15 protein-coding genes are annotated in these 23219 nt (G+C 45.7%); 6 read left to right on the forward strand and 9 right to left on the reverse strand.

Going from position 1 to position 23219, the window contains the following annotated elements; genetic code table 11:
• Positions 1-4: 4 nt before the first annotated feature.
• The 7 genes from GLO7428_RS25135 to GLO7428_RS25165 all read right to left on the reverse strand — a co-directional run bounded on the left by GLO7428_RS25135 (position 5) and on the right by GLO7428_RS25165 (position 9165).
• Positions 5-853, reverse strand: coding sequence for a hypothetical protein (locus GLO7428_RS25135; RefSeq protein WP_015328612.1), 849 nt, complete (start codon positions 851-853; stop codon positions 5-7).
• Positions 854-873: 20 nt separating this feature from the next.
• A complete protein-coding gene (locus GLO7428_RS25140; RefSeq protein WP_015328613.1) occupies positions 874-2493 on the reverse strand; it encodes a hypothetical protein in 1620 nt (539 codons plus the stop codon).
• A gap of 2 nt (positions 2494-2495) precedes the next feature.
• A complete protein-coding gene (locus GLO7428_RS25145; RefSeq protein ID WP_015328614.1) occupies positions 2496-3218 on the reverse strand; it encodes a hypothetical protein in 723 nt (240 codons plus the stop codon).
• A gap of 63 nt (positions 3219-3281) precedes the next feature.
• A complete protein-coding gene (locus GLO7428_RS25150; protein ID WP_015328615.1) occupies positions 3282-4364 on the reverse strand; it encodes a hypothetical protein in 1083 nt (360 codons plus the stop codon).
• Between the two features lie 96 nt (positions 4365-4460).
• The gene (locus tag GLO7428_RS25155) at positions 4461-5249 is read right to left on the reverse strand and encodes a hypothetical protein (protein ID WP_015328616.1); all 789 of its coding nucleotides are present in this window, start codon (positions 5247-5249) and stop codon (positions 4461-4463) included.
• Positions 5250-5257: 8 nt separating this feature from the next.
• Positions 5258-8524, reverse strand: coding sequence for an ATP-binding protein (locus GLO7428_RS25160; protein WP_015328617.1), 3267 nt, complete (start codon positions 8522-8524; stop codon positions 5258-5260).
• 83 nt (positions 8525-8607) lie between these two features.
• Positions 8608-9165: a hypothetical protein gene (locus tag GLO7428_RS25165; protein ID WP_015328618.1), complete on the reverse strand. Its 558-nt coding sequence runs from the start codon at positions 9163-9165 to the stop codon at positions 8608-8610.
• Between GLO7428_RS25165 and GLO7428_RS28700 the strand changes: the two genes are divergently transcribed.
• Positions 9155-9307: a hypothetical protein gene (locus GLO7428_RS28700; protein WP_168192417.1), complete on the forward strand. Its 153-nt coding sequence runs from the start codon at positions 9155-9157 to the stop codon at positions 9305-9307. The two genes, GLO7428_RS25165 and GLO7428_RS28700, sit on opposite strands and share 11 nt — an antisense overlap.
• A 63-nt stretch (positions 9308-9370) precedes the next feature.
• On the opposite strand, the gene GLO7428_RS25170 is transcribed toward GLO7428_RS28700, so the two are convergent.
• Together GLO7428_RS25170 and GLO7428_RS25175 are read right to left on the reverse strand one after the other, a co-directional pair.
• Positions 9371-11656, reverse strand: coding sequence for a hypothetical protein (locus GLO7428_RS25170; RefSeq protein ID WP_015328619.1), 2286 nt, complete (start codon positions 11654-11656; stop codon positions 9371-9373).
• 178 nt (positions 11657-11834) lie between these two features.
• Positions 11835-15392 carry a hypothetical protein gene (locus GLO7428_RS25175; RefSeq protein WP_015328620.1) on the reverse strand — a complete coding sequence of 1186 codons (3558 nt, stop codon included), beginning with the start codon at positions 15390-15392 and terminating at the stop codon, positions 11835-11837.
• A 345-nt stretch (positions 15393-15737) separates the two neighbouring features.
• Between GLO7428_RS25175 and GLO7428_RS26345 the strand changes: the two genes are divergently transcribed.
• From GLO7428_RS26345 to GLO7428_RS25200, 5 genes are all read left to right on the forward strand, one after another.
• Positions 15738-18143, forward strand: coding sequence for an AAA family ATPase (locus GLO7428_RS26345; RefSeq protein ID WP_015328621.1), 2406 nt, complete (start codon positions 15738-15740; stop codon positions 18141-18143).
• Positions 18144-18261: 118 nt separating this feature from the next.
• A complete protein-coding gene (gene dnaN / locus GLO7428_RS25185; RefSeq protein ID WP_015328622.1) occupies positions 18262-19851 on the forward strand; it encodes a DNA polymerase III subunit beta in 1590 nt (529 codons plus the stop codon).
• Between the two features lie 98 nt (positions 19852-19949).
• Positions 19950-21350 carry a DNA polymerase III subunit gamma/tau gene (gene dnaX, locus GLO7428_RS25190; RefSeq protein WP_015328623.1) on the forward strand — a complete coding sequence of 467 codons (1401 nt, stop codon included), beginning with the start codon at positions 19950-19952 and terminating at the stop codon, positions 21348-21350.
• Positions 21347-22309: a DNA polymerase III subunit delta gene (gene holA / locus GLO7428_RS25195; RefSeq protein ID WP_015328624.1), complete on the forward strand. Its 963-nt coding sequence runs from the start codon at positions 21347-21349 to the stop codon at positions 22307-22309. The genes dnaX and holA overlap by 4 nt, the downstream gene beginning before the upstream one ends.
• A gap of 216 nt (positions 22310-22525) precedes the next feature.
• The gene (locus GLO7428_RS25200) at positions 22526-23155 is read left to right on the forward strand and encodes a type I restriction endonuclease (protein ID WP_015328625.1); all 630 of its coding nucleotides are present in this window, start codon (positions 22526-22528) and stop codon (positions 23153-23155) included.
• Positions 23156-23219: the final 64 nt, after the last annotated feature.

Genomic DNA, 23219 nt, shown 5'->3' on the forward strand with positions numbered 1-23219 from the left:
CATACTACTTCACAACTTGCGTGGTAGGTTGTAAATCAGGAGCGAGCGCTTCTTTTGGTTTCGCCATCTCTGAGTGTGTTGCATTTGCCACAGGTCGCAGCGATCGCACCAGCCTTTCATCTAAAGCTATTTCAGCCAAAGCTGTGACAACTGACAAAGATACATTGGCTTGGTTTGCTGCTTCTTTTATTGTGCTCCCGTTACGTGCCAAAGCTAGAAACTGCCTAACTGAGTCAACTACTGGATCTTGGCGACTGGTGTAGCCCTTACGGATAGCAATAGTCAGCCCTGATTCTATATCAGTTAGGGTAGCAGTGCGATCGCGACTAACAACTAGTCGCTCCGGTCGGTTGGTAGGAGTATCGGCAACTACCATTAGCCCAACGTATTGAGAGCGGGCAGTCAAAACCAGGTTAAACGTGTACAAATATTGTTGACCAGTTGGATCGATTGTTTGCACGCTTAGGGTTGTGATGGGTGCAGTCGTTGCACCTGGAAACTGAAGCTGCTTGATCTGACGCAAGAACAATATTTTGGCTTGGGCTGAACCAAGTTGGGCATTAGCAGTATAAACTATCCTCGAAGAGTCTCCCAATAACACATAAGCAATCGTTTGATTCGTGCGGCTGAAGTCGATTGCGGTTGTCCGCCCTGGGGCAATTTCAACCGTTGATAAGGTTTGTCTTGCTGCTCGATCGCTCACGGTACGATAAGCAGCAGGTAGAAATGAGGTTGTAGAAACTGATGCAGGCCCAGCGATACTAACTTGTGGAGAAGCTACCAGTATTCCAGTTCCTAAAAATGCAACACTTAAAAGTGTAGGAACTGTAGAAATTATTGTGTTTTGATTCATCGTTGCTTCACCCCCTTCTTTTACGGCATCACTTGAAAAAAACTCGATACCACTACAGAAGCAGAGCTTCCTGCTGCTAAAACCTTGACGTTCGGGCGACGGAGTAATTCTTTAATCGTTTGGTCTGAACGCTCACTCAACCGCTCGGCTGTCACCCCAAATACTCCTTCTAGTGCAGCCGCCCAAACTTGCGGGTCGGATTGGATAGTAATTTGACTGTACCTGCTCCCTGTTGCGATCGTTTGAGATTTTGGTCTATTGACAATCTCTCCCACTTTGTTTAGACCACTTAATACGCCGATCAACAAGTCTTGACGTACAACGGCTCCCCTTGAATTGTTGAGGGTTTTAGAAACCAAGGTGCCACCGCCTTCACCTCGAATCAAAATAGCTCCTTCAGGTAGCGCGTGTTGGTGCAAATTTCCTGCTCCATCTCGGTAGATCGCAGCAACAGCACTAGCTGATACCACATTGTTTCCTTCGCTAACTGAACTAACCTGTGCCACAAACACTGTGCCTGCGGGTAATGCCACAGACCTATCTTCTGCCAATAATGGCTCGATCAACTCTACTGTAAATCGCTGAGGTAACTTGTCCTGGCTTCGCGTTTGGCTGCTCGTATCCCAAACCATCGGCATTGCAACTAGAGCAGGGGCAATTGTTCCAGGGAGCACAGTTTTTTGCACTTGTTGCTGAGTTTGGAACCGAGTTCGGGATAAAATACCTTGAGTCCCAACAGAAGTACCAGAAACGTTTCCTACCGCTCCAATCGCCACACTTGGGAGTTGCGTATCTGACACTAAGGAGGTAGTAACCTGCCCTTCAGACGCATGATACACGCTAGCAAAAGCGGCATTAGAGTTAGAAGAACTTGATGAGGCGGTTTGAGATAAGTCAGGAGAGTCAGTAGAATCAGTAGAGGAGGTTGAGAGCTTTGTAATTTCAATATTTGATTCAGCCTTGGTTTGACCTAGACTAGCAAGCTGACTCCAACGCTCGAATGGATCGATAGGCTCGGTAGCCGGCGCTCGCGTCGGTGCTGGCGTTCGTGCTGGGGTTAGTGGTGTTCGTACTAATATTTGTGCTGGTGTAGGTGGTGGTGATGTTCTCACCCAACGAGGTGCTGGTGTCGGCGTTGTAGGTCTAGCAGGCGTTGTTGTAGGTCTTGTTGGAGTAGTAGCGTTTTTTGCCCGCTGAGATGAAAGTGTACCAACAGGTTGAGGTTCTTCTAGAGTGCTCTTTTGGTCTTGAAACGCCAACTGGCTTTTTAGTCGTGCATTTTCATCTGCAGAAGATGCTTGAGGAGTCACGGTTGGTCTAGGTTCGACCTTAACCTGCTTACTATTAGGTTTAGGCACAAACAAAGAAAACCAAATAAGTGCTAATAGTCCCATTACTCCACCAATGAGAATCGCTACAAACCCGACTTTAGCTATAGGATTACTACTAGATTTTTCAGATTGTGGAGAATCTGGACTAATAATGTATTGGTCAGGAATCAAAAGCTCTTCTTCAGTCAAACCTGCCAACTGCTTTTGCGCATCTGCGTCTAATTCAGTAACAGGTTCAACCGTACTGGTTGCTGTTGGGTTAGCATGACCATTGTTAGTAGAAAGTGGTTCATTTTGGTTTTCTGACATATCTAAGACCCTTTTAGCTCGAAGGGGACAATGTTAATAATCTGTAGCCCAGCGGAGCGAATCTCGTAAATCCTTTGCTCAACGAGCGATGCATCACTACCCAAAGGAGAATGAGGAATCTCAACAGCCTCTAAGGTAAAAGTGCGGTTAAATGGCAGGCGCTCGCTCTTTCCAGTCCGGTCAATTAATATCCGAGTTGATACCATATCCACTTGCCATCGCCCTTGGGCAATCTGACGCGGCTCAGAAACGTGGTTGACGATCGCCACACTGCGAATTCGCCCTGTAAATACATCGGCAGGAACTAGTTGTGCAATGTCTTTGAGAGCAGCTTGGGCAAAGTCATCTTCTAGCAGTACAGAAGCAAACCAGGTGTTAGTAGGAACTCGCTGTCGATCGTCTACCTTTACCCCTTCATCAGTTTTATCGCTGCCTGCAATTTTGCCTTCCCAATTGAACGTCAGCATTGTCCAATCGCTGACAACCTTCCGGATCACCTGCGGATAGCGCCAGTATCGGTCTTTTTCAGAGATATAAACTGTATCTCCATTGACGAGCTGTGCCATTGTGGGACGACGACGAGCAAGTTGATTTTGTCGCCCAGCAATCAGCAAAATAAAGACAAATATTAAGACTTGCAGACTTAGAATACCTAACTGGAGCAGTGCTAGGAAATTTTTAGATTCAGTGGTTAATAATGTGGTTTGCGCTCGTTGAATTTTCATATAGAATGAATCTTTGACACAGTTTAAGAGATGAACGTCTGCCGTTTATTTCTGTCAAGTCACTTATGCCATAGCTTTAACTGCCAGTCGAGTCACTGCACCAATGGTGTTGCTAGAAAAATCAATGACGCTTTTGACGTTATTGCTAACGCCGTTGTAGAGAGCAATACCACCGCCACCTGCAATTAAAACTGCCAGTCCTGGTGCAAAAATACTTAAAAAGGCTAAAAACGCCACATCTGTAATCAGTTCTCCACCCGATCTCACGACAACAACTGCACCCAAACCAACGACGATGTTATAGCCAAGCTGAACTCCAAACAAACTCATAAATCCAGTCAGCCAAGCCCAAATTGGGCGACCTTGCAAGGGTAAAAGCGAGAGTCCCATTGCGATCGGTGCAAATAATGCTGTGAGCAACAAAGACGCTTCTAGTATGTTGACAAATGCCCACTGAACTGCAACCAGCAGCATCCGAATGAACGGTACGTAGACACTTCGTAAAACAGCACCAACGTATTCTCCTAAACCTTCATTTGCTGCATTCACCAGCCCACCAACAAATCTTCTCAGCTGTTCCAGTGGACCCCCTGCTTGCCTTTCTGCTTCGGCTAAAATTTGTTCTGCCTGCTCTTGTTTTTCATTCCAGCATTGTAGAAGTTCGTCTCCCACTAATCTTTCGCATTCGCTATAAAGATTTTCCAATGCTTGACGAGCCGCCGAACTGATCCCAACTTGCGAAATGGCATTCCTAAAAGTTAACTCCCCTAATTGCACCTCCAAAACGCTCATCACTTGAACGTGTGCAAAGCCTCGAATCATCAGGATAGATTGCGATAGAAGTGCACCGTTGTTTCCCAAAAACATAACAATGATGATGGGCCAGATGAACATGTGAACCAGCTCAGCCCAGGAGTGTTTTTCTATAATTTCTCGTCCTGTAGTGACAGCAACAAATAAAATTGAAACTGCGGCTAAAACTAGTCCAAGATTAACTAATCCACCCCAAAGTCCTCCGTCTAACCTATCAAACGTCTCTCCCCAAACAGTATTCCAAGCCTCAGCTGTATTTCGTGCTAAATCAATCGACTGGCTGACAATTTGAAAGGCATTGTTTTCTCCAGTGATTAACCCATCTTCTCCCATTGTTTATATTACCTTTGATTAAGAACAGGAATCTAGAAATTTCTAGATTCCTGTGTACATTTACTTGAAGCCCATTACCGATCTGCTAGTTAGCGATTAATTGCCAGCACCTAAGTAGTAACCACCAGGTAACGAAATCAATCCTGTGTGTTGGATAGACATGTTTGCTGAGCCAATTTCTTGCCGACGGTCTGCGAGGTTTGCAGCGGATACTTCCTCGGCAATTTGGGCGGAAAGAGTGTTAGAAATCGAGCGGTCTACCCGTGCTTGCAGTGCTTCTTGGAGCAGTTGTTGATTCACCCGTGCCTCAAGAGCAGATTGTCGAGACAAGTTCTGCATGATCTGCTGGGTGACATCAAGATTTTGGGATTCCTCAGCCAACCGCGCATTTTCCTCAATGGCTCGCTGGGCAATCTGCGCTTGCTGCACCATCTGCTGTTGAGCATCTTTGCCCAACGTGGCAGCATTCATCACAGCAAGCGCAGTCCGTCGAGAAGCTTGATTGGCAAGGTCAGAGCGAATGGCAAAAGAACCATTGCCGCTTTGTCGATTCTCTAGAGCTTCTGAAAGCTTTGCACCTTCATCGCTAGAGGTGGGAGTGTTTTCCAACTGCTCCAACACTGATGCTAAATCTGGAACACCAAAATCCCCTATAGCATCGCTGAGAGCTGCGCTCACAGCACCAGAAATGTTAGTAAAAAAGTCAGCAATTCCACTAAACGGAGATGAGACTCGATCGAAAACATCCTCGATTTTAAGGGGTGTAGGGGATTTACTGGTAGACGACTGCGTGGTAGCGGCTGCTTGGGGCAGAGGGGCAAGAGTAATAAACATTACTGCTGTACCTACGCTCGCGATCTTTAGTGGTTTTAGTGTTAGTTTCATAGAAATTCCTACGCGGCTAGAGGTCGATCGCTATCCGAAAGCATTGCCACATCTATCAATGCACTACCGCACTCGGACGCTTGTGTAACAGTTGGTATAGCGGAGCCTTTGATCGCAGAAATCCCGATCTGCTTCAGCCCAGTTCCTTCTTTAAGTGCTGGGATATAAGCCTGGGTAAATTCAGCAAGTCCCTGCAATTTGCCCAGCACGGTGTCGGGATACTTCACCATCACTCGGTTGCGAGCCATTTGCTCGTCCTGGTTGTTAGCAACGGCAGCTAGCATCATTTCACCAGGGTAGAACCGAGTTTTCCAAAACCGTCCATCCTTTTCAATCAGCCAGTAGGAGAAGAGATCGCTCCGGCGCGGTAAAAAGGATTCGGTAGCGTTTTGGCTAATAATTGCAGGGTCGTATCCTAGCAGTTTTTGAAAAGATAAAGCAGCGGCTGAGGTAATACACCCTGTCAACCTGTAGTTAAGGTTTTGCATAATTTGAGGACCTGCTGCACAGTCATAGAAACTGTCGGGGTCTTGTCCGATTAGACATACGGCAATGCCGTCTTTACGACCTGTAGCGCAAGTTTCACCGATCATCTGGGCAAAACCAGGTTTTTTAAGCAGTACTGACAACTCATCTCCAATGAACAAACTCTGGGGGTGAGACAAGGCATTTCGGATACACGCTGCATGAGCGCTAATTGCCATCAAGTAGGCATCCTGCTCGCTTGTCAGACCGCTGAGGGCGAAAAACTTCACTACTGGCTCCGGTGAAAAAGTGCTAGGTCTGCCGATCGCTCTACCCAAGCGAGACACCAACAGCGCCGAAATCTGGCTGTTAATTTGGTTGATCGCCTGCCGATCTAGATCCTCAAACGATCGCAAGTTTAATCGTTCGCGGGTGCAGTAGCGAGTAAAGTCAGCTAAGATGGGGATTTGCTGCCACTCTTGAGATTTCCACCCCTGCTCAAATGCTCTGTTGTAGCGGTCAATAATGTCCGGTTCGCGCAGGAACACGTCCAACGTGAGACGCAAAATTGCTTCAACCCGCTGAGCCAGGTGAGGACTGTTAACCTTACCCATAGCGATCGCCAACAGTGCTTTAAGGATAGATTCCTTCCAGCTTTCCATGCGTCGTTGCTGCTCTTCCTTTTTGAAGCGACGCAAGTCCGGCGGTTCCATCAAATTGCTGCTGCCTCTGGAGATATCAAAGTATGCGCCCCGATCGCCGAGGAGCTGCACAGCAGTTTTGAAGCTGCTATTGCCTCCAGAGGAGATGTCCATGCCCACTACAGGAATGTTGTTCGCCACAGCTTCTAAGGCAAAGCGCCACACCATTACACTTTTTCCAGAGCCAGAAGTTCCTGTCACCAGTAAGCGTTTTGCTCCACCATCAAACAGATCGATATATATCGGTTTGCCGCCTCGGTCGCTGACAAACTCCACCCCTCGCCGATCAATCGCTTTAGGCAAAGTCAGCGGTAAAAATCCGGCAATTGTCTGGGTATCAGGGGTAAGACGGCGTTCGCTACTAAGTACATCTGTACTGTGCAACATCCGTTTGGTAGTAATCGGTAGAGTTTGCAACCACAATTCCCAAGCGATATTGCGCTCTCGAATTAACTTCGCCGTGTCAAAGTTGTTAGCGAAGGCATTGCAGGCAACGTTGAGTTCTTCCTGAGTTTCTCGAAAGACTAAAAACACTGGCGCACAATGCAATGCCTTCATGCCTTCATACAATCGCCTTTGAGCATCAAACGATTCTTCCTGCTTGATCTCTGCCCCAACATCTCGACCTGCACCTTTGGTAAAAGCCCTAGTTTTGGCGGCTTTAGTCTGTTTAGCTTGCCGTGCTAGGTTGTCCTGAATCAAAAAATTATTCGCAAGTGAAATCTCGACCCAAGCTTCTGTATCTCGGATAAACCCGGCGCTCATGCACTTCCATACCCAGCGGAGTTGTTCTCTAGCAGAAATCCATCCCGTTGGTGGCTCTTCCATGACTACAACACCGCACTGTTTATTCACACCTCTACCCCTGATGAATACAGTATCTCGGCTCTCCCGATGTTCTGGGCAAGCAGATTCACCATTGTGCCCTTCAATCAAAACCGTAACGCTATGTTTTTCCGTGGTCTTGGTTTCATAAAGCTTGTAGCCATCATCGCTGTTTTCTTCCAATGTGATGACTTGTGGAATTGCTGGAGCCGTAGCAGAGTTGAAACGATTCCACAACCACTGCCAAGCTTCTGTTTTAGTGCAAGGCGTGACATTTAACCCCATCTTGGTTGTGAGTAACAACTCCCAAGGAATGAATCCCTCTTGAAAAGCTTTGACAAATAGTTTTTGGAAGAATTGCTCTTGGTAGACTTTGGTGTTGCCAGCGATCGCGGCAAGTATGCCAAACTTAAGTTTGGATTCAATCTTGCTCCACCAATCTGAGTGAGCGGACTCAGCAGTGTTGCTAGCAGTCCAGGTACAAAAAATATACTGCTGCCAGACTTGGCGAGTCCCTTTAACAGTTAGTTCGCGTACCCGCTTCTGCTCGTTTCTCAGCAAAACTGCAATTGGAGCGAGTTGGCAATCGTCTGCCAAGTCCTCTAACTGCTGCTGCCGCTCTAAGTCTTCGCTGTAGCACCCCAGACAGAAGGTCATTCGCTCTTTTGCTGGAATTCCCTTAAATCCTTCAGTTACTTGGTCAGCAAAGCCCGACACTTCATTGCGGGTCAGTACATCGTGCAGCCCTTCTAGTTTGAACATGAAGACCACTTGATATTGGTCTTTACCCTGCTCTAATAAAAAAGCAGAAACTTCTCGATTATCTTTTTTAATTTCTGCAATACAACAGAGATTGACATCATTTTGGAATGGCATAAAAATACTTTTCCCTTGATACTGGTTTGGCACAACTTTAGGCTTTAGACGCACTCGAACAACTGAATCGCTGTAGCGTTGGCGAATCCATCTAGGTCGCTCTTGAGGTAAGGGAGAAATATAAATTTTGTTGCCGTTGCACCAATCTTTTCCAGGCGGTCTTTTGAACTGGTCGATGAATTTGTATGGTTTATTGCCATTTAAAATCCACCAGCTAAGAATCAGCCAAAATGTTGTGGCAAAGAACCATTGAATTCCCAAACTGAGAAATCCATTGGTGATGGTGTAACACACCATAGCGATCGCTATCCAGGGGACAAGCTGGTTGGCGGGAATTGGACCAATACTAGCTTCTTTACCGAGAATTTTATTAAACCGAATAAATTCTCTTTCTGGCGCTGAATTCATGTTGCTATGAAGAAAGATGATGAAGAATTAACTAGAAATCAAATTCAAAGTTTGCTTCCTAGTTCTTGTGCCTAGTTTGTAAATTAGGCACCCGTAAAAATTAACGTAATAATGTCTAAACCGATGACAATACCAAAGGCAAGCGCAACTTGAGTTGCAATGGGTCGCCAGTCATTTCCCTGCTGGGCTTGGTTGTAAGCAAATAAGCCTGCTGCTACAACAAGGAGCAAAAAGATAGCTCGAATCATGTTAAATACAGTCCCTACTGTTCCAGTATCAACGCCGGAGTTAGAGGCATTAACCAATTCACCTACAAAGTCTTCTAGACCGCTCAAAAATAGTGCATGAGCTGGAGCATCGAATAGTGTAAATAAACAGGTAGTTCCAATAATTGCTGTAGCAACGTGCCAGAATCGAATTTTGGCATTAATCCACTTTTCAACCAACGGAATAGCACGACCTATGTTGTACAGTCCCAGGTAAACAATGCTCGCACAGCCGAGAATAGCCACCATCAAAGGCTCTTGAATCAGTAAGTAAGCTGTTACAGCAAGCAGCAGAACGATGAACATTACATCAAACCGATTAATCCGGTTAAATCTACGCTTATTGGTGTAGGTAGTGAAACGCATGAGAGTCATAATCTCCTCGAATTTGTTAATAGTTAAAATATTTGTTTCTAGCAATAGCGATCGCCAGCCTTCGAGCTTTTCGAGAAGCCGCTCAATTCTATTCGTAGAAAGAACAATGTACGGTGAAGCGATCGCCGTAAGCTTCCTGTAAGGTAAAGAAAGCCTTTCTCGAAGTGTAGGAGGGGCTGAGGCTGGCTGTTAAGAAATGGCTGCGTTACATTTCGATTTCTTTGTCAGAATAATGACGTGATTGAGTAGGCTTTCGCTCGGGTTTAGAAGCCTCTTTAGCTAGGTCTTGCTTTTGTTCTTGCTCCGCTTCTGCCTCTAAAACCAAAGATTCATTTAACAATGCCAAGATTGGGGTGGGAATATCGCATTGTTCAACTCTGTAATACTCCGATTTAGAACCTTTTTCAGAAGGAGTAAGTGTGGCTTTGAAAACTTGCTCTCCTTCATTCAGCAAGTCATATCCAACTAAGCTTTTTTGGTTCTTAGATTTCATTACTTCAAATTCATAGTTATTTACTCCTTCTTCATCGGTAAATATAAACCCAGATTCGCCCTTACCGTTAAAAAATTCTGGGGAATGCTGTTTGAAATTGACAACAAACTCCTGAGCAAGCTGCTGTTTCTCAAATGCTTCAGGGGTCTGTGGCAAGATGCGAATATTGTCTATTTCCCTAGCAGAAAGCGAATCCTCCAACACTTTCCAGCTAGAGCCATCATCACTAATTGCTGTAAAGAGCTGGCGGTCGGCTTTGTCTTTTAAGGAAATACTAATGGACTCGGTGCTAGACCGATCTACATAGACTATTCGATCGGGTGGCAGCGAGCAACACAGCACATCTTCGTTCTGGAGCGCATCTTCGGTGTGTGCTGAGTAAACAAATGCCATGAGGGTGTTTGCCACTGTTGTTTGTTGCGAGATAGCAGCACGTCCCTCTGATGATTCCTGCAATAACTCTGACTCTATGCGTTTGTCGATTCCTGCTTGTTGCTCTAGGGCTTCGATCCGTTCCTCTAAAGCATCAATGCGTTTGACAAGTCGATTGAGGTATTCTTCAATTTGAGTCAGTTTGTCGTCCAGGCTGGCATTGGGGTTAAGCTTAATGGGCGGTAGAGGTGTCGATGTTGCGTCCAAACTATCGCCCAGTTGATTGACTTTATCTGCCAGTTGATTTGTGGCTGCACCGATGCTATCCTCAACCGCATTTTCTGCTGGAGAATTTTGCACCTGACGCTTAGGAGTGGAAGTTTCAGCAGACTCAGTTGAAGGCTCATCATCGTCAACAGTACGAGCAGACCGATCGGCTGTTTGTAGTTGTTCAGCTCGTTCTGCAAGCTGCTGCGTTCGCCGATCCTGTTTCTCTACTGTTTCTAGAATGCGACTTGCTCTTTTATCTGCTTGTGTTAACTCGGTTTCTCCAGGTTCTATAGCATTAAACGATCGCAATCGTTGCTCTCGTTGAATCAGCCCTTCAGTTCGTTCAGCCTGCTCCTGAATTAAATCTAGAATTTGCTGGAGACGCTTTTGTTGTTTAGAAGCAGTATTCTGCAATGATTTGAAAACGTTTTCTCCAACCGCAAGCCCTAACGCTGCAAGTTGAGTTGCCAATCCAGCAACATTGATGCCGTTGACCTCGTATCCAGACACCGCAGCTCTAGCACCCATATTTGAAATTTCTTCAACTACAATTTGACCGTCGAGCGATGGTTTTTCATTCCGGTCATCTTTTTGGTCTTGAAACTTACCGTTATCCTGTTGGCGCTTACCGTTGCTCGGTTGGGTCTTAGATTTCGATTTGGATTTAGTAACACTTTTAACAGGTGTAGAAGCTAGTTCGTCTACCTCTAAATTTAGGTCTGTGTCATTGAGTAGATCGTCTAACTCATCCTCGGAGAGAGACTGCTTAAAATCTTCAATCTGCTTTGGAGCAGATTTGCCTTTACCGTTCTGTTTTCCAGCTTGACGTTGTTTGGGCAGTTTAGCAGTCTGGGCGATCGGTTCGTCATCTAGTTCCAAGTCGCGATCGCTCTCAAACTTATCTTCTATTTCACTCTCAAACTTTTCTAACTCTTCAACGTCACTTTCAAACTCATCATCAATTCCTAAACTCTCCAGAATTGCGGAGGGGGTGTATTTGTTTTCATCAATTTCTACCCCATGCTTTTGCAGGTTCAGTGCCAAATATTTACCACTAGTGCGTTCTTTGGGGTTACTGATGAGGTAGAACCGAAAGCCTCTAATTTCTCCGTCTGTACCTTCACACAGCTCCATTGCAATTGGTTGACTGCTGTGTTCCTCACTGTAAGACTCCACAAATTCTTTAAAATCTTGCAATGATGAAATAGAACCGTCTCCAATGACGGTTTCAAGGGCTTTATCGACTAATTTAGAAATGTGCTTGAGCTTTTTAGGGTCAGTCAAGTTTGACCAAGGTTTTTGTTTCTGGACACGATGACCTATACCAGAATGACTTGATGCTTTCGCTTTTGTCATATCAGCAAATACTAAATATTAAAATACATAGATTTCCATTAGATACCAGCTTGGCTATAGCTGACCCTAGTAGGAATCATCATATTTGAAGCCAATAAATATGAGTCTTTTTCTGCTTTATTATTTATTCTTTTTGCTATAAATAATACTTTAGCAAGCAGTATTTACACTGCCAAGTCTAATCCAATTCAGTTTGCTTTTTTTTCAAAAACTTTTGATATTCTGAAGAAGAATGTAAAGTGCGTGTAAACTTGGAGGGCTGCTGTTGATCAAGCCGTTGGTATTGCTTCAACATCTGCTCAAACGCCTTGGTTAGCACTGGAGACAAAGGATGAGTTACTGCAACGGTGTGTAAATTAAACTGAGCGATCGTTCGTTTAGCTTCACCTTCTAGCCCACCGCGAATCCGCGTGTCACCCGATGCCTCGACATAAGCATCCCAACTTCCCACTCCAACTCGGACTGGCTTCTCATGGTCTGGCTTGATTCCTTGATTCAAGCACTTTTGTGCATACGCCGCTGATACGCCAGCAATAAGCTTGTCCATTACAGTGGATTGTTCTTTTAAATTAGACACCATTGCTGTAGACTTCCTGTTTTGGGATCGGAGCTGGCGTTTATGAATTTGCTCGCTAAAGTTAGTATCAGCTTTGTTGCTTGATCGCTCTGGAGGAGATGGAAAATCGGCTTGTTTTGATTCTTCTTTGGATGCGATTGCGCGGAGCGCAGTGCCAGAGGCAATCGCAATAACTGGTAAGCAAACCGATTCGGGATCGACGTGCAACGTGACTTTAGATCCTTCTGGCTCAATAGTGCCGCTGAAAGTTGACCCAATCGGCAGCTTTGGTGTCTCTGGTGAAAAAGTGCCTAAAATCTTACCGTCAATAGCAATAGCAGGAGTACCATTGTAACGGTAGTAATTGGGATTATCTGGCTCTAACTTAAGCGTATCAACCTTAAAGTCAATAGATTGGTTTCTCCACTGACGCGAATTCAAGTTCTCTGCGGCAAATTCATTATGTTTAATACCTAAAACTTGAATCTGATCGATCTGCGTGGATTCAAGTTGCTGGCAGATTTCATCGGTAAACAAGTTATAAACTAAAGCTCCAACACCAGGTTGAGTGCGTGACATTGCCCAGTTATAGTTTTGTGGTGCAACTATCCACAGTTTATCGGGTAAATTAAGTTGTTCTGAGCCATTAAAGTTATTTCCATATCTTGCTTCTAACTTTTCAATCACCTTGGGAGATAAATCTTTGAACACAAAATCAACCATCGGCAGCTCGGAATTGATCATTGCCGTATACTCAATTTCCCGTTCATCCAAAGACTGCTTCCACTTAAGTGCTTCATCTCCAAAGGGAATGCTGAGAACATAAGCATCGCGAGGTAGCGCTTCGTTAGGCAATTCGTAATCAACTTCTAACCCAAAAGTTATCTTCAGCTTTTTAGCAATTTTAAGACACGTTTCTTCGGCTCCTCTACGTTCTGGTCTGCTGTGCTGGCTATACCAAAGCGCACTGGCAGCAGCAGAGCGTTCTTCTGGTTCGACAAAAAGCTCTGCAATTTCTGCTCTGTAGGAATCGTACAATCTACCGAGTTCTTTATTAAATGCTTCTGAGTCTTCACCAACTCTTTCTTTGATTTCGTTGCGAGACTCCTCAAACCTAAGTTTTAATTCTTCTGCCCAATTTAAGTAATTTTCTTTCCAATAGTCAATTTCATCTTCATCTGCTCCCTCAGTCATAGGATTGGGAAATAAATAACGAAATTCTTCACGGCTGCGGTTCCGAATTTGAGTCGCTGACCACAAAGGATTAACCACTTCTCTAGGAATAACATTAACTGCGGCTTTTTCTTCAGCAGGAATAGTAAAGGTGCGATAACTTCGGTCATCTTTATGAAATTTAAAAAAGTGACATGGATGAGCGTCCGCCCACTTTTTAGCATCGTCTAGTAACCGATGACCGTTAAAGTCTGAAATTCCTTCTAATTCTTTAACATCTTCAATTCGTTCTGCACTTTTTTGATAGTCTACTTCAATTTGCAATCCAGCAAATAAACGGTTTAACACTTTCCGCTTTTTGCGTTCAAATAAAGCTGGGTTTTCATTTTCATTAGGTAGGGAAGATTGCACTCGCCCAATGGCAAGTGCTACTTGACCTACTTTGTTCTGGCAGCTAGCAACCGCTACCTCTGCTAAATTAGTGTATTTGCGGTTTCCCTCTTCATCTAAAACATCGATGTAAGATAGCTTTGGGCGTTGCTTAACTTCCATGAACTCAGCGGGTTCTCCAGCTCGACGCACCTCCTTAGCAATGTTAGGTATTTTAATAGCAGACGTAACAATTAACTGGTCTCCATCAAAGTCTGCCTGGTGATATTTCTCTGCATCCAATGGGTTAATCCAAACCACATTTTTAGTCTTTATCAATTTTGGGTAATGGACATTTTTATAGAGTCGAATGTTGTCCCTTGAAACAATTGGATAGCGAGTAACGATCGTGTCTCCTTCTGGTAAGTGAGGCGCACAAATCGTTCCCTGCTTTAGTTCTGGAGCTGGCATTGCCATACCAGAACTGTGTGTAAATCCAGTCTTAACCGCTAGGTCTCGCCATTTGTTAGCTACATAATCGCGCAGGTAATCTGCAACCTTTGGCGCATCCAAAAGCTGCCCATACTTATCTGCTCGAAGCAGGGAAATTATTCGGGCTTCCTGCTCTTTGGCAGACACATCCTCATCCAAGTCCGAGTCTTCAATTTGTAAATCCAAATCTTCAGATTGGCTGCGATTCCCAAAGGCGCGATCGCGTCCCTGTTTTTTGTCATACTCTGCAACAATGTATTTGGCTAGAGCCAGGGGGTCGCGCTGCAAGGAAGCTAATTGCTGAGCCTTCTTGAGCGTAACAGGTTCAAAGTCCTGCCGTATTGCATCCTCAGAAAACCAAATGGTGAACTGCCAACTATTGTTGTATTGGGTGACTTTGGCATTGGAGCGATTACCCAGCACGGCTTGAGGAAATTCGTAATCTCCACAGGGGATCAGCTTTTTCAGTTGGGACTTTTCAATTCCTTTGATCGAGGAGATATCCAGAATCAAGTCATACCCTTTTCCTTCAGTCAAATTGCGATCAGGCAGAAATGTCCCTTTCGATAGAAAACTGGGTAGGTTTAGTTTTTCATCAACAGCCCAATCTGATTTCCAAGCCAAGCGAAATTGAAACGGTGCGTTCGTCTTCGCACCTAATACCTTCGCCAGTTTGGGAGAAATTTTGCCGTGACAATCCCCTGTTTTATACTCTGCATACTTTGGGTCTTGGCGATCGACAATTTTGACCCGCAGGTTTTCAAAGGTTTGAGTACCCTTAAAGCAATCGCTAGTCAGCAACGAGCCGTAGCGACAAGCGGTGTCTGGCTCGGTTTGAAAAAAATCTCGAATTCGATCTCTTAAGTTCTTGCTAGCAAAATAATAGTTTTGCCCAGAACTAAATGCAAAGAACCGCTTCTGACCGTCTTCAAAAGTGCGGTTGCGAAGGCGATCGGGATTGGGATTAGCATCGTCGATTTTAACCATCACCAAAGACTTCAAGTCTTCTGGCGAAAACATTTGAGCCAGAATTGAGTGCTTTAAGGTAAATGGTTCGGATAAAAATCGCCCTTTCCCGTTTTCGTAAGATGCGTCGAAAACAGGTACGCTCAGACTACCATCAGCTAAAACTTTAGTTATCGCCATACAAGTATTAAAACTTACATTAAACTTGCAAGCGTCAATTCTTGAGAAGAAGTACCAAACATAACTAAGGCAGTTCGATAACAAAATCTAAATTCAGCAATACCAATATAACAGCCGTATTTTTGGTTACAAATATTTCATGCGTTCTTCACAAATTTACCCAATTCAGTGTAGAAAACATAAACCGCTATATTTTCCCACAGCATCCTTGAGATGACATACCTATCGGCGCTCTCCACCCCACAATGCTTGGAAGTGGAAAGAAAAGAGGAATTGGAGAAAACCAAGAAAGTTGAGTGAACCGCTACCGCGTGGGGGTGTTTGGAAATTTCAAACACTCGACCTATGACCGCACAGATCCTCTCGATTCCTCAACTCCCATTTCAATTAACTTGCGACCAAGAGCAGGCATTGAAGGCGATTCTCGAATTTTTAGATTCAGACCAAACCTTATTTTTGCTGGGCGGCTATGCAGGGACTGGCAAAGCTCAACCTATTCATACCCCCGTCCTCACTCCTACGGGATGGATACCAATTGGTCAGCTCAAACCTGGCGACTTTGTGATCGCTGGCGATGGTTCTCGCACACGAGTCATTGGGATTTTCCCTCAAGGAGTTAAACCCGTAGCCAGGATTAAGTTTAACGATGGCAGCTCCACCTTGTGCTGCTACGATCATTTGTGGCTAACTGAAAGCTATCACGAACGCAATGCCAACCGCGTGAGAGTTTACAAAGCACAAAAGAAGGGAAGAATCCCTCAACCCAAGAAGGGACGAGTCAAAACTACGCGAGAAATTGCTGCATCATTATCAGCTAGAAACGGGCTGCAAAGCAATCATCGCATTCCAGTAATGCAGTGCGCTGACTTTGAACCTTCCACCGTTCCAATAGCTCCTTACTTACTCGGTTGCCTACTGGGAGATGGAGGACTAACAAGCAATACACCCCAGTTAACAACCAACGATGCAGAAATTATTACTCGTTGCCGAGAGATAATTCCCGAAGATGTGGATATGAGAATTATAATTCAGAGAGAATATCGTTTTGTAGGTACTCAGTGGCGAGGGCAATATCGACACAATCCACTAACAGAGTCCTTGAAATCTTTAGGTTTGTGGGGCAAGTACTCCTATGAAAAATTCATTCCCCAATGCTACTTAATTAACTCAAAAGAAGTGCGCTTGGAGCTGTTACGTGGATTGATGGACACAGATGGTACTGTCTCGCAGGAAGGCTATGAGACATCCTTTGCAACTAGTTCACCCCAGCTGGCTGCGGATGTAAGAAGTTTAGTTGAATCATTGGGTGGTATTTGCCCAATACAAACAAGAAACACAGCATCTGGTCGTTTATGCTATAGACTTTCAATTTGCCTACCCCCAGATATCAATCCTTTTCATCTGCCTCGCAAGCGCGATCGCGTGAAACCAAAAACTCGCTATGCTCCAGCTCGATACATTGTTTCAGTCGAAGCTGAAGCAGAGCAAGAGTGTGTCTGCATTGCTGTAGAACATCCCTCTCGACTTTACGTCACAGAGCACTGCATCGTGACTCACAATACTACTTTGGTTTCGCTGCTAGTTAAAGCATTGGTCGGCGTAGGCAAGCGAATTGCTTTGACCGCTCCCACCAATAAAGCTGTAAACGTACTCCAGCGCATGGCAGCTAAGAACGAACTTGCTGGGCTAGACTTCTTCACCATTCACCAGTTGCTAGGACTAGGGATGGTGACGCGAGCTGGCGAGAAAGTTTTAGAACGGACTGGCTCATCTTATGCTCATGCCTTTCATATCGTTTTCATTGATGAATGCTCCATGATTGGCGAGCAGCTCTGGCATTGGATTGAAGACGTGGCTAGCCTGTATGCACCTCGACTCAAAATCGTGCTGATGGGAGATCCCGCGCAGCTTAATCCAGTCAACGAGAAGAAGTCTCCCAGTTTCAGCGTGACTAATCGGGCAGTGCTGAAGCAGGTAGTCCGACAAGGAGCTGACAGTCCTCTGCTGGAATTCGTCACAACCTGCCGCCAAGCTGTTACGAAAAGCAAGCAGCCGTTTAAGCCCTGCCCAAAATACTCGCAGGACAAGCAAAATGGTGTATTCGTCGTGCGGCAGCAGACACTTTTGAATTACGCCTGTAAGAAAATGAAGAGCGAGTTTGACAACAACCCCGACTGCTTTAGAATTCTCTGTTGGACGAATAAGCAGGTGGACTGGTATAACCACCATATTCGTACCCACCTTTACGGCGTAAATGCCGCTCGGTTTGTTATCGGCGAACGGCTAATCGCTCGCGATCCTATAGTCGCCCCAGACGGGAAAACGGTGATTCTGCCAACCTCCAGCGAGTTTGTCGTTACAGATTACTGCGAAGACCGCTACGCAGGTTATAAAGTATGGCGGGCGATCGCCACCACTGACAACGACATAAAGCGGCAGATCTACGTGCTACATGATGAAGAACGGCAGCGGTTTGATGCTGAAGCTCAACAGCTAATGCAATCTGCCAAAAGTAACCCCTTCTTCTGGCAGAAGTATTACAAGCATCTAGAAACGTTTGCCAACGTCAGACCCTGCTTTGCCCTCACGGTTCACAACTCGCAAGGGTCTACGTTTGATGAAGTCGCCATCGATGCAAACGATTTAAACAAGCGAGGATTGGACGGAAAACTCAGCAGCGTGCGGGAACTCAATCGGCTTTGGTATGTAGGATCGACGCGGGCTAGAGAACGGGTGTTTATCGTTAAATAGTAATCTTGCAAGACTGGATCAAAAGTTGGCGAATCAACAGGTGCGATCGCTCAATCCGACGGATTGCACCTTTCTCACTGCTACCGCAGCGTAGCACGGCAAATCGGTTTTTAAAAATATGAGCGTAACTAGACTTAAGCAAACCAATACCTCATCCACGGGAGAGACTAACAAGAATGCTAAATCGGCTGTAGCTGGGGCAACTCAAATTACTACTACTCCAGCTAAATTAGAACGGCACAACGGTAAGACGGCGAAGCAAACAAAGCGCAAAAAGTTGGTTGAATCCGATGAACAACTGAATTCAATTGAGCAACCCGATCTATTGAGCCAATCCGATGCTGTCAATGGATCGATTCCAGCTAAGTCAGCATCTAACGATCTTGCCGCCAGTCAAGGAATGCACGTCATCTGCCAGCAAGAAGCGCTCGATTCGGCTTTAGCCTTTGTCAAAGCTGCCGTCCCAACTAAACCCCTGCAACCCGTTCTAGCTAATATTCTGGCGATCGCTGACGAGCAGGAGAACAAGGTCAAGCTCATTGCCTCTGACATCAGCCTAACTCTGAGTGCTGCCTTTGAAGCGCACGTGCTACGGGGTGGGGCGATCGCCTTGCCTGCTGAAATTTTAGTAAGTGTTGTGGGTAAGTGTCCTACAGGTGAAACAACCCTGATTCAATTGAACGCTACAGTCGCTGCCAAAAACCGCAAGACAAAATCAAAGGCTGAGACAGAGGCACAGGAAACTAACTCTAGCCCCGTCGTGCTATTGGAAGACAGTCAGGGGGGAGCGGTTGAAATCTATGGTATGGATGCAGGAGAGTTCCCAGAGATTTCAGTACCCACAACCAATTTGGTTTCTCTGCCTGCCAAAGCAGTCAAGGCTGGTTTGAAAGGAGTCATCTTTGCAGCAAGTACGGACGATTCTAAGAAAATCCTGACAGGCGTGCAGTGGTTACACAGTGCCGAACGAGGGCAGCTGCGCTGTACTGCAACCGACGGACACCAAGTCGCCCTGATTGCTCTGTCCACGAATGGGATCGGGCGAAAGCAGCGAGCTAAGTCCCACTTGAGCGATCAAACTTGCATCATTCCAGCCAAGACACTTAAAGAACTAACCCGCAACTTAGAGAAAATTGAAGTTGATGAGTGGCTGCGGTTTGCCTATGATGCCCCATCAAAGCGCGTTCTGTTTGAGTTTAGCGATAAAAAGCTCCAAAAAGAAATAATTTCTCAATGCTTGGAAGATACCTATCCGGATTGCCAAGCTTTGGTCGAGCGATATCAGTATCCCAAGCAAGTAGCAATCGAAACCAATGCCTTGCTCTCCAAACTCGATCGCCTTTCAGCTTTGGCAAGTAAGAAGGAGAACGCTGTCAAACTCCTGTTCGACAGCAGCACGCAAGAAATCTATCTCACGATTGAGCGGGATTACGGCAGAGGCACTCAAACTGTGTCTGCCACAATCCCTGATGAGCTGGGAAAATTTGAGATTCAGTTCAATATCAACTACCTGATCGATGCTCTAAAGGCTTTAAGCAGTACGGCAGTGAATTTCACGATGGATCGACCCTACACCCCTGTTAGCCTCAAGCCAGCTGGGGATTTAGAATTTCCCGAAATTGCTATCGACGCAACCTATTTTATCCTACCTCTCTACGATCTAGAAAAGGCGAAGCAAGAGTACAACGCCCAGTCAAATTCTGGTTGATGCAAGGCGCTGATTTTTTCACCTGTGCTTGACCGTTCAGGCACAGGCTTCTGGCTATCCCCTATCGGGGAGCAATTTACAATTTCACAACCAAAACTATGAGCGCAGCCCTTCATTTAGCTTACAGACCTAAAACCCTTGAAGACCTTGTAGGACAACCCTACGTCAAAGCAACTTTAGCTAATGCCATTACTAATAGACAAATTGCCCCAGCTTACTTATTTACGGGACCGAGAGGCACGGGGAAGACTAGCACTGCCCGCATCTTTGCCAAGTCGTTAAACTGCCTAGAGAGCAAAAAGCCGACCATTAACCCTTGTGGTCAATGTCAATCTTGCCGTTCAATTGAGTCGAGCAGCAGCCTGGACGTGAGCGAAATTGATGCTGCGTCTCACAATGGCGTAGATGATGCGCGAGAGCTAGTTGAGCGTAGCAGTTTTGCACCTGTGGCAGGACGTTACCGAATTTTCATTCTCGATGAATGCCATCAGCTTACTACCCAGTCCCAAAATGCTCTGCTTAAATGCATTGAAGAACCTCCAGCTCACGTAGTGTTCGTGCTTTGCACTACCGAAGTTCATAAAGTTCTGCCTACCATTATCAGCCGCACTCAGCGATTTGAATTCCGCGCCCTCTCTATTGGGACTATTACAACGCAGTTACGCAAAGTAGCTGTGAGTGAAGAAATTGCGATCGGTGACGATGCACTGTTGGCGATCGCCCGCATCGTTAATGGGGGACTTAGAGATGCCCTGCAATTGCTGTCTCAGGTGCGGTTGTTGGGTGAAGGCGTGACGGCAAACCAAGTAATTGAAATGGCAGGTGGAACCACCGAATCGGAACTGCTCGCGATCGTTGAGGCGATCGCTGCTGGCAACACCTTACAACTCCTGCAAGCCGCCAGAGAACTAGTGGATGCAGGTAAAACGCCGACGCTGATTCTTAACAGCTTGCTGCAAACCTCTCGAGATTTGCTCGTTCTTCAATCTGCTCCTAAAGAGCAGAGCTTGCTAACAGGTGTAGTCAGTTACCATCAGCTCAAGTCACTAGCAGCCAAGTGGAGCTTCGACACGCTCAATCTAGTTTTGGTACAACTGCACAAAGCAGAACTCCAGCTCCGACAGTCCATCAACGCCGGAGTATGGCTGGAAGTTTGTTTGCTGAATTTGATGTCAGCTACGCAACAAGAGCCTCAGCCAATTTTCACAAAGCTGACGACTACAACCGCAGAACCTACGCTTAACGAAATTTGGCATTCTGCGATCAATAGCGCTAAATCCAACAACCGGATGCTGCTGTCTAAAGCTACTCTCGTTAAGCTCAATGGCTCCAAAGCTATCTTGGAGGTAGCCCCAACCTACTTGGAGAAGTTTGAAGCTAACAAAGAGGCGATCGCCCGTCTGCTCCAGCGCGTGACCCAATACCCTAAACCCATTACAGTATTTGTTCGTACTGCTGCCAATGCGAATGCTAGATCTCATCGGAGACTGAGCGCATGACAGTGCTGTTGTTAATTGGAGAGGACGAGTATGCTATCAGTCAACAGCTTGCCGCCCTCAAGCGCCAGCTCGATCCCAACTGGCTGACATTTAACTATCACGCCTTCAGCCCGACGCAACTTGACGAAGCCTTAAATACCGCTCGCACGCCAGCCGTCGCCGATCGTTTAAAGGTGGTGGTAGTCAAAGACTGCAACTTCAATTCTGTCACTCAATTTGGGGAATGGCAGTTCGAGCTATTGCAGTGCCTTCCCCACTTACCACCAAACACCAATCTAGTATTCACCGCCGCCTCGTTAGATAAACGGCTGAAAATTGCTAAATTTCTACTCAAACACGGGCAGTTGACAGAATATCCCTTGCTCCCGCCTTGGCGCACCGATCTAATCGCTCAATCGATTGCAGCGCGATCCAAAGCTATGAAGCTGTCGCTGTCTAAGTCAGTCGTCACCTACTTGGCTGTTGCGATCGGTAACGACTCCGCTAGGGTAGCATCAGAGCTAAACAAGCTAAGGGTCTACGCTCAAGGCAAATCCCTGAGTCAATCGGAAGTAGAGGCTTTAGTCCCCTGCCATACTCAAACCAGTTTCCAATTGGCAGAAGCAGCCAGATGTGGCGACTCAACTAGGGTCGTCCAATTGACTCACGATCTTTTGTCTCGTGCTGAAGTACCGCTGGCGATCGTTGCTACGCTCCAGACCCAATTTCTGACTTGGTTATGGGTGAAAAGTGTGCTCAAAGACCGAGTGCAGCGGAAAGATGTAGAAATTGCCCAATTATGTGGAATTGGCAATCCCAATCGGCTCTATTACCTGAAAAAGGATGTTGCAGCCGCCTCTATCAAAGCCTTGGCTACTGCTGTGATTTGGTTGTTTGAACTGGAGGTTGAACTAAAACAGGGTGCAAGCACAAAAGTCATGCTGCCAGCTTTTCTCAAAGTAGCTCGATTGTTCAATTGACGCTCCCCTTGTTTCAGTTATTTCGCCCACAACGTTCACAACATAGACATTGTGGGCATTTATACTTTGTTTATGATTGTCACAGCGATATCTGGAGTTTCTTTAGGAGATAATTAGTTAGCATTTGTTCAAAGGGTACTTCTTAACAGTTGCCCAAAGTCGTGTTTCCTCCCAGGGCGAATCAGCCGCTGGGTTTTCACACTCCCATTTTTTTTTATGATTCAAACCCTTCAAGCCATTGATATTACGTTACACGACTTAAGGACTAAATTCAGCCTTACCCAAACTGAAGATGAACAGTTTTTCCGTGAATGGCAAGATGATTTACCGGAGATCGCAGAAGAAGAAAAGCGATCACTTGACCGGGTAAAGAGCAACTATCGCAACTTAATTGAATACCCACCCCTACTAGAAGATGCGGTCAAGATGGTGGTTCTATCTCCATTGCTTGACTTAGCGGGGTTTTATCAATCCCCATTTAGAATTGAGACAGAAACATCAATCTTACTTACCGCTGAAGATGAAGGGATTGTCGTCAAGGGTCGTATTGACGTCCTAGTGCTGAACGACCAGCTGTGGATACTGGTCATTGAGTCCAAAAAAGCAGAATTCTCTCTAGAGGCTGCTAGAGCGCAGGCACTAGCCTATATGTTAGCGTCTCCAAAGGTAGATAAACCGACCTTTGGGTTAATCACAAATGGCGGTAGTTTCGTTTTCCTGAAGCTAACTCGTTCTGGTACACCACAGTACGCTTTGTCAAGGGTGTTTTCAATTCTCAGTCCTGGGAATGAGTTGTACAGTGTTTTGAGCATAATGATGCGACTTGGTGCCGCAATCCAGAATTGACAAGCGATCGCACCATCCACCACCAAAGGCGCATTTCGCTGTTGCGGAGTCAGTTGGACTAACT

This window comes from Gloeocapsa sp. PCC 7428 (assembly GCF_000317555.1).
GTDB lineage: Bacteria > Cyanobacteriota > Cyanobacteriia > Cyanobacteriales > Chroococcidiopsidaceae > Chroogloeocystis.